This window comes from Dolichospermum sp. UHCC 0259 (genome assembly GCF_009711935.1).
Classification (GTDB): domain Bacteria; phylum Cyanobacteriota; class Cyanobacteriia; order Cyanobacteriales; family Nostocaceae; genus Dolichospermum.
In genome coordinates this window covers 1-7914 of sequence record NZ_VIKX01000045.1, presented here as the reverse complement: position 1 = coordinate 7914, position 7914 = coordinate 1, and the positions used below count along the sequence as shown (strand labels likewise).

9 protein-coding genes are annotated in these 7914 nt (G+C 38.9%); 4 read left to right on the top strand and 5 right to left on the bottom strand.

Features of this window, described 5'->3' with window-relative positions; all coding sequences use genetic code 11:
• Positions 1-289 precede the first annotated feature (289 nt).
• The 4 genes from FJR05_RS03880 to groES form a co-directional block, all read right to left on the bottom strand.
• Positions 290-595, bottom strand: a complete 306-nt coding sequence (locus FJR05_RS03880) for a helix-turn-helix transcriptional regulator (RefSeq protein WP_168642886.1) — start codon at positions 593-595, stop codon at positions 290-292.
• Positions 582-971: a type II toxin-antitoxin system RelE/ParE family toxin gene (locus FJR05_RS03875; RefSeq protein ID WP_168642885.1), complete on the bottom strand. Its 390-nt coding sequence runs from the start codon at positions 969-971 to the stop codon at positions 582-584. Before FJR05_RS03875 ends, FJR05_RS03880 begins: the two co-directional genes overlap by 14 nt.
• Positions 972-1079: 108 nt before the next feature.
• A complete protein-coding gene (groL, locus tag FJR05_RS03870) occupies positions 1080-2717 on the bottom strand; it encodes a chaperonin GroEL (RefSeq protein ID WP_168642884.1) in 1638 nt (545 codons plus the stop codon).
• Positions 2718-2819: 102 nt separating this feature from the next.
• On the bottom strand, positions 2820-3131 hold the full coding sequence (gene groES, locus FJR05_RS03865) for a co-chaperone GroES (RefSeq protein ID WP_027403125.1): 312 nt from the start codon (positions 3129-3131) through the stop codon (positions 2820-2822).
• A gap of 1083 nt (positions 3132-4214) precedes the next feature.
• On the opposite strand from groES, the gene FJR05_RS03855 reads away from it, so the two are divergent.
• Entirely contained in the window at positions 4215-4892 is a 678-nt protein-coding gene (locus FJR05_RS03855; protein ID WP_168642883.1) for a response regulator transcription factor, read from the top strand.
• 321 nt (positions 4893-5213) lie between these two features.
• Here FJR05_RS03855 and FJR05_RS03850 read toward each other — a convergent pair whose 3' ends face one another.
• A complete protein-coding gene (locus tag FJR05_RS03850) occupies positions 5214-5954 on the bottom strand; it encodes a sulfite exporter TauE/SafE family protein (RefSeq protein WP_168642882.1) in 741 nt (246 codons plus the stop codon).
• A gap of 63 nt (positions 5955-6017) precedes the next feature.
• Between FJR05_RS03850 and FJR05_RS03845 the strand changes: the two genes are divergently transcribed.
• The 3 genes from FJR05_RS03845 to FJR05_RS03835 all read left to right on the top strand — a co-directional run bounded on the left by FJR05_RS03845 (position 6018) and on the right by FJR05_RS03835 (position 7863).
• Positions 6018-6857 (top strand): urease accessory protein UreD, encoded by an 840-nt coding sequence (locus FJR05_RS03845; protein WP_168642881.1) that lies wholly within the window; start codon positions 6018-6020, stop codon positions 6855-6857.
• 114 nt (positions 6858-6971) lie between these two features.
• The gene (ureA, locus tag FJR05_RS03840) at positions 6972-7274 is read left to right on the top strand and encodes an urease subunit gamma (RefSeq protein WP_027403120.1); all 303 of its coding nucleotides are present in this window, start codon (positions 6972-6974) and stop codon (positions 7272-7274) included.
• Positions 7275-7317: 43 nt separating this feature from the next.
• Positions 7318-7863, top strand: a complete 546-nt coding sequence (locus FJR05_RS03835) for an AAA family ATPase (protein WP_168642880.1) — start codon at positions 7318-7320, stop codon at positions 7861-7863.
• Positions 7864-7914: the final 51 nt, after the last annotated feature.

Below are 7914 nucleotides of genomic sequence, written 5' to 3'. Positions count from 1 at the left end.
TGCTGTGTTCTTTCTATTCACAGCTTACACTGGGAGAGCTTTTTTACTCACTCACTGACTTTTCAAACACCCTCTAAGTTTTCTTGATAAAGAGGATTATTGTCAATTAAAGTTCTGACAATTTCGGGTAATTTTTGATAATTAGATTGATGATTAATAATTTGAGTCATAGTTAAACCTCCTCAAAATAATATCGGTTTTGGACAATGTATTGTATTTTGGGTAAAATAGCAAATTGTGGTCTTAATTCCGTTTTACCCAAATAATACTATGATAGAGAAGTTAAAATTTACGCAACTAAAGAAATACGCTCTTCTCCTTTTTCAAGAATAAGACGATAACCACAAGATTGAACTATCTGTAAAAAATTACTAATGTTCATATCTTTTTGCTGACCAGAACAAATATCTTGAATAACCGCAGGAGAAATATTAACTTCTTCGGCTAATTGAGCAATGGATATATGATCATTTTCCATAATAGAAATTAACAATTCAGATAGTAAAAACTCCTGATATCCCGCTGCAAATTTATCTTTAAAATCGGGGTTTTGCATCATTCTATCAAAAGTTGATAGTTGTTCAATTTTCTTCATAATATGCTCCTTCTTGGTTACGTTTAATATAATCATTCATATAGTTGATAGCTTTTTCTTTCTGATTTTTTGGTAATTTTTGTTGTTTTTTCTCAAAAGCATTGGTAACAATAATTTTTTGACCAGTAAAGAAGAAGCATAAAAATCGATCTGGTTGTGGTTTAAAAGCGTAGATTTTATCTCCTTCATTACGAAATTGCTCTTTATTACTTATTTGGCCAAAATCACCAATTCGTTTTACCAAAAATAAAAATCTTAATTGTTGTTTTTCATCTAGTCTATTAAAATACTCTTGAGCCTTGCTTTCACCATTTTCATCAAAATACCACTCCAACTGAAACACTGAACCAACATAAATTAAATATTCTTGAGTCATATAAGTCCTATTATAGCAGCTACAATTTTCCCGCAAAAGTAGGAATCAACAAAAAAAAACAGCCGCCCCCTTGCGGAAGCGGCCATTATTTAAAAGTAGGAAAAGATTTTAGTAGTCGTAATCTCCGCCACCCATGCCAGCGCCAGCAGCAGGAGCACCATCTTTAGGTTCTGGCTTGTCAACAACGATACATTCGGTTGTCAACACCATACCAGCGATAGAAGCAGCGTTTTGCAGAGCAGAACGAGTTACCTTAGCGGGGTCAACAATACCAGCTTCCAACATATCAACGAATTCGTTGGTAGAGGCATTGAAACCAATGTTGAAATCCTTCTCTTTGACTCTTTCTGCAATTACCGCGCCGTTTTGACCAGCGTTTTCAGCAATTCTCTTCAGAGGAGCAGGTAAAGCACGAGCGACAATTAAAGCACCTGTCAACTCTTCATCTTTGAGGTTGTTGTTAGCCCAAACTTCCAATTGAGGAGCGAGGTGAGCCAAGGTTGTACCACCACCGGGAACAATACCTTCTTCTACAGCAGCTTTGGTAGCGTTGATAGCATCTTCCAAGCGGAGTTTCTTGTCTTTCATTTCGGTTTCGGTAGCTGCACCAACTTTAACAACAGCTACACCACCGGACAATTTAGCCAAACGCTCTTGGAGTTTTTCTTTGTCGTAGGAAGATTCGGTTTCTTCCATTTGACGACGGATTTGTTCGCAACGAGCTTTAACACTAGCTTCATTACCTTCAGCTACAATTGTGGTGCTGTCTTTGGTAATGGTGATGCGACGAGCTTTACCTAAGCTTTCTAGCTTGGTTGTATCTAGTTTTAAACCAGCGTCTTCGGTTACGAGTTGACCACCAGTTAAGACGGCGATATCTTCTAGCATAGCTTTACGGCGATCGCCAAAACCAGGAGCTTTTACAGCAGCCACGTTCAGAACACCGCGTAAACGGTTAACTACCAAGGTTGCTAGAGCTTCTTTTTCGATGTCTTCAGCGATAATTACCAAAGGACGACCGGAACGAGCTACTTGTTCGAGGACAGGAACTAAATCTTGTACCAAAGCAATCTTCTTGTCAGTTAACAAGATGAAAGGCTCATCGAAAACGGTTTCCATCCGTTCTGCGTCGGTAGCGAAGTAAGGTGAAATATAACCCTTATCAAAGCGCATCCCTTCGGTGATTTCCAATTCGGTGGTCATAGACTTCCCTTCTTCTAGGGAAATTACGCCTTCTTTACCCACCTTGTCCATAGCTTGAGCAATCATGCTACCGACTTCTTCGTCGTTACCAGCAGAAATTGCCGCAACTTGAGCGATCGCCTTAGAATCTTCTACAGGGCGAGCGTGTTCAGCAATTTTTTCTACTAAAAACGCAGATGCTTTATCAATACCGCGCTTTAATAAAATCGCATTAGCACCAGCAGCAACGTTCCGCAAGCCTTCTTTAACAATAGCATGAGCTAAAACGGTAGCTGTGGTTGTACCATCACCAGCAGCGTCGTTAGTTTTAGAAGCAGCTTGACGAATTAGAGCCACACCAGTATTTTCGATGTGGTCTTCTAATTCAATTTCTTTAGCGATGGTGACACCATCATTCACGATTTGTGGTGCGCCGAATTTCTTCTCTAAAACCACGTTACGACCCTTTGGACCAAGGGTAACAGCTACAGCTTCAGCGAGAATATCAATACCACGCTCTAGAGCGCGACGGGCATTTTCGTTGTAAATAATGCGCTTTGCCATAATAAGTCTAAATTCCGGTAGTAAATTAATTAAATTTTCAAAAGAATTGGTGAGTGGTGAACAGGTAATTAGGAAAACTCCTTACCCATCACCCATGTCCAATTAGTTGACAATTGCTAAAATGTCTTTTTCAGAAAGGAGTACATACTCATCTGTACCCAACTTGATATCAGTGCCAGCGTACTTGGAGTACAACACTTTATCGCCAACATTAATATCCATTGTTTGACGAGTACCGTCGTCATTGCGCTTGCCAGGTCCAACAGCGGCGATTTCGCCTACTTGGGGTTTTTCCTGGGCATTATCGGGCAAATACAAACCGCCTGCGGTTTTTTCTTGGGGGGCGCTCACTTTGATGAAAACGCGATCGCCCAGGGGCTTAACGGTGGAAACGCTTAGAGATACAGCTGCCATACAAAATTTTTTGCTAAATTAGCACTCTCGACTCATGAGTGCTAATTTAGCTTTATCTGGGACCCAATAGCAATCATGGCTTGTGTACGGGTTTCCGAACTAAGATGAGGGTGGCGACACTTAAGTGCAAATATCCAATTATTTTAGTTGTCAGGGTTTGTTGCGTAAGTAATGAATATTTTGATATGGACAACTTTATTTGCAAACTTGGGAAATTGTTATAGAACTGTAATCAGGGATCTACTCAATGAGTAACATCACAATGATCCACAAACAGTCGTCTCATCCCTAAAACTACTAGGGGACTAGGGACTGGGGATTGGGGATTGGGGACTGGGGACTGGGGATTGGGGACTGGGGAGTAATTATCAATCACCCATTACCAATTACCAATTACCAATTACCTATTGCCCAAAACAGATAAATGCTCAATTCTGTTACAAATCGGCTAGTCTAGAACTTGGTAATGCTGTTAACCAGGACTGGGAGAGCGATCAACCCATCAGTTAACACATCGTTATTCCATAGGCATCTTCACAGCCCAAGTCAAAAACTTGCGTGTTTGTTGTTCTAGAACGATAATAGTAGTTTACCTAGATGGGGTCTGGTATCGCCAATTAAATCCAGAAGTCATTAGAGTAGGTCATCCAAGACCAGTAGATTGGCAACGAGTATGGTGAAGAAATCTATATTTTTAACCCATGCTTGGCCAAAACATTCCCCGGTTGATTTTGTACCTCCAAATGGAGGCTGAACATCCGAAGGATAAGTACAGCAGCAGTTTACCAATGAAAGCGCGGGTGAGTTTTGAGCTAGGGTCATCTTGAAAAAAATACCGACTTGTGAATCACAAGGACGATAATTTGATCAGGGTTTTCAGCCTGCAACTTTCAAATGGATCTATAATAGCGCATTATAAAGACTACTGCTATACGTATCCTTACTAGACTTTTTCCATTCACTTGCAAGTCTGTTGAAAGTAACTAACACTTTTAAGACTTCGGTGAGTTAAAGTAAGTTAAGTGGGAAAAAAGACAACATCCTAAGTCATCCACCATACGGGATAACTATATCAATACCTTAATGGATCGAAGCGCGAGAAGTGCCACTGTTATGAAAGAACCCAGCATGAAAGACCACAAACGACTTCTACTTATTGATGATGACCCTAACCTCATCTTGCTGGTGAAGGATTACTTAGAGTTCCGGGGCTACGAAGTCATCACGGCTGCAAATGGTAGAGAAGCTCTGGATCTTCTAGAAACCGAAGTTCCAGATATGATCATCTGTGACGTGATGATGCCGGAAATGGACGGATACACTTTTGTCGAAGAAGTCCGCAAGACTGAACGAACTAGTTGGATTCCCGTTCTTTTCCTCTCAGCTAAAGGTCAAAGTGCAGACCGAGTTAAGGGGTTAAATAAAGGTGCTGACGTATATATGATCAAGCCCTTTGAACCTGAAGAACTCGTAGCACAAGTAGAATCCTCACTCAAGCAAACTGTGCGTTGGAAAGAACATCAAACCAAGGGCGGGGACAACGGTTCTCGTATCCAAGTTCCTTTCGATGTCCAGTTAACCCCAACAGAACTGAAAGTAGTCCAGTTTGTCGCTAGGGGTTTAGCAAACCGCGAAATCGCTGAAGAATTAAATGTCAGTCAGCGAACTGTTGAAAGCCATGTGTCCAATATGTTGGGCAAAACCAATCTCCACAACCGTACTGAATTAGCACGTTGGGCGATTGAAAATCAAATGGCTTAAACAATTTTAGATTTTGGATTTTGGATTTTGGATGATTTATCTAAAGTCTAAAGTCCAAAATTTATGATTGTGGATTTGAGGAAAATTACGCTAGAGACGGAAAATCTACATCTTCATAAAGTATTGCAGGGTATGTATGGCAGCCACGCTATAAAATAAAATCCGTAACGCAGGATAATCAAGAGTTTGGTGCGTTACACTGTCATTAATAGACCTTACGTATATTTTCAAGAATCAAATATTATTCCTATAGTTTTCATCAGATACAGAAATTAGATATTTTAATCAAATTAAGTGGCAAAAATTAAATGAAAAGTTATTTTACCAAAAAACTAATAATTCTCTTTGCTGCCATAAAATCAGGACACCACTGAACATGACAAAAGATATAACCAGTTGCCGGAATTGTTTTTCACTAATTTTCTGGAGAACTAAATGTCCCAACCAGTTACCAGGTAAAGCAGCTAAACCAAGGACAATTCCATAACCAATATATGGTAATTTGAAAGCCCCAAAAAAACTATAGACAACAACTTTAACGAGATGAACAATCACTCGATTTGTTGCCTGAGTTGCTAGTAATTCTTCTTTTTGTAAGCCATAGTTAATATAAAGAGGAGCTAATACAGGACCCATACTCCCTATCAAACCAGAGAAAAAAGCATAAACGAAACCTGCTGGTAAAAAATACCAAGCTTTGACTGTGAAAGATTTTTCTTCATTCTTGAAAAAGTAACTAGCAGCCGAAAAAATCAGAAATATGGCAACTAAAATACTTAACCAATCTAATTTAAGTTTTGTAAGTGTAAAAGCTCCTAAAATTCCGCCAAAAATTGCTCCTGGTAACTCCCATTTAACGATATCCCAATTAATTTTTTGCCAATAAACAAATACTCTTTCACTGTTGCCAAATATGCCACTAATAGTAATGACAGGTGCAATAGCTATTGCCCCTAAAAATGTGCCAACGATAGGCATGAGAATTAATGAACTCCCACCACCGGCTAGTAAACTGATAAACCAGCCAATAATGCCAGCTAATGCCAACCAAAATATTGTCATAAATTGTTGAATAATATGTTAAACCGAATAAATCAGGTGCTTAATTTTTACTCTACCCTATAAATGATTGATAACTCTCAGATGATACAGGGTTGGCATGGTCAACTTAACTTAGTTTATGGTCATCGCCAAGATTCCACTCAGTTAATTTATAACCACCATCAAGCCCCATTAAAGGTACAACGCCCCTTTTACCCGGAAGGACAAGAAATTTGCCATAGTGTGATTTTACATACTGCTGGGGGGATTGTGGGGGGCGATCGCCTATCCTCTCATATTCACCTCCAACCCGATACAAACGCCTTGATCACTACAGCCGCTGCTGGTAAAATATATCGCAGTAATGGCTTACCAGCAAGACAAACCGTAAATATCCAAGTTGATGCTCATGCTTGTTTAGAATATTTACCCCAAGAAACGATTTTATTTAATGGGGGAATTTATCGGCAAGATTTACGGGTAGAATTAGCGACAGATGCCAGTTATTTAGGTTGGGAAATTACGCGGTTTGGACGGAGTGCTAGGGGTGAAAAATTTGTACAGGGAGAAATGCGATCGCACACAGAAATCTGGCAAAATGGTATACCCCTATGGATTGATAGACAAATCGTCCCCGGTAGCGAACAAGTATTTCACAGCCCTCATGGTTTAAAAGAAAATCCTGTTGTTGGTAGTTTTGTTGGGATTGGTTTTCCCATATCTCCAGAAATCATCAACCAAGCCCGTTCTTTAATTATTCAAAACTCTGATGCTGGGGTAACTCGCTTACAACATGGATTTTTGTGCCGATATCGTGGTAATTCTACATCAGAAGTCAGAAATTGGTTTACAAATATTTGGCAAATGTTACGAGTATCTTGTCTAAATCGTGGTAATTGTATTCCTAGAGTATGGCAAATATAGAACAAAAGACCGAGATCCCCGACTTCTGATATTAATTGATAATTTATTTACAAAATAAAAAAAGAAATCGGGGATCTTAATTATTCAACTTTGGCAAATTTACAGGAGAAAAACGTGCAGCTTACACCCCAAGAAAAAGATAAATTATTAATTTTCACCGCTGCTTTAGTGGCAGAAAGACGTAAAAATAGAGGTTTAAAATTGAATTACCCCGAAGCAGTTGCCTTTATTTCTGCTGCTATTTTGGAAGGTGCAAGAGATGGTCAAACTGTAGCAGATTTAATGAGTTACGGCACAACATTATTAACTCGTGATGATGTCATGGAAGGTGTACCAGAAATGATTCATGATGTTCAAGTAGAAGCTACCTTTCCTGATGGGACAAAGTTAGTGACTGTACATAATCCGATTCGTTAGAAAAGATTAAAATAGGAGAAAGTACAAATGAAGACAAAACAATATGAGATTAAAATCAGTTAATATCCAAGGTTATCGCCCTTTTGGAAATTTTCAAGCACCATTACAACCACTAGAAATTATTGTTGGTGCTAATGGTGCTGGTAAATCAAGTTTCTTTGAATTTCTCAAATTTTTGCGAGATAGTCTTTATTCTGATATTCCTCCCGAAATAATTTCTGGTTCTATTGGTCAGCAGATTTTTCATATTCCAGGACTAGAAAAGTTTCAATGGGATATTGAAATTGATAGAGGTCTTCCAACTGGTATTAGATATCTAGGAGAACTTATGGGTCCGGTTGGTCGAACTCAAGTTTCTTATGAAAGAGTAGAATCATCTCCACCTTTTAGTGATAGATACAGTAGTCCATACATATATATGGATATTCAAGGTAATAAAGGTGTGATTAGAGAACCTGGAGAAAAAGGATTTACAACATTAACAGCAGATAAATTAACACAGGATATTGCTTTAAAGCGTTCTAATCAACTAACGCTAAATGCAATGACAAATCCATCATTAGAAACTTTATATAACTTACGTGAGTAGTTTTTCACTCTCCCCCCACTTTCGAGAGTTTATAGGGTAGGTAGAAGTAGG

Excerpts from the sequence above, each read along its gene's own strand:
- groL (WP_168642884.1), bottom strand. The coding sequence starts at position 2,717 with ATGGCAAAGCGCATTATTTACAACGAAAATGCCCGTCGCGCTCTAGAG.
- FJR05_RS03875 (WP_168642885.1), bottom strand. The coding sequence starts at position 971 with ATGACTCAAGAATATTTAATTTATGTTGGTTCAGTGTTTCAGTTGGAG.
- FJR05_RS03850 (WP_168642882.1), bottom strand. The coding sequence starts at position 5,954 with ATGACAATATTTTGGTTGGCATTAGCTGGCATTATTGGCTGGTTTATC.
- FJR05_RS03845 (WP_168642881.1), top strand. The coding sequence starts at position 6,018 with ATGATTGATAACTCTCAGATGATACAGGGTTGGCATGGTCAACTTAAC.
- FJR05_RS03855 (WP_168642883.1), top strand. The coding sequence starts at position 4,215 with ATGGATCGAAGCGCGAGAAGTGCCACTGTTATGAAAGAACCCAGCATG.
- FJR05_RS03880 (WP_168642886.1), bottom strand. The coding sequence starts at position 595 with ATGAAGAAAATTGAACAACTATCAACTTTTGATAGAATGATGCAAAAC.
- groES (WP_027403125.1), bottom strand. The coding sequence starts at position 3,131 with ATGGCAGCTGTATCTCTAAGCGTTTCCACCGTTAAGCCCCTGGGCGAT.
- FJR05_RS03835 (WP_168642880.1), top strand. The coding sequence starts at position 7,318 with ATGAGATTAAAATCAGTTAATATCCAAGGTTATCGCCCTTTTGGAAAT.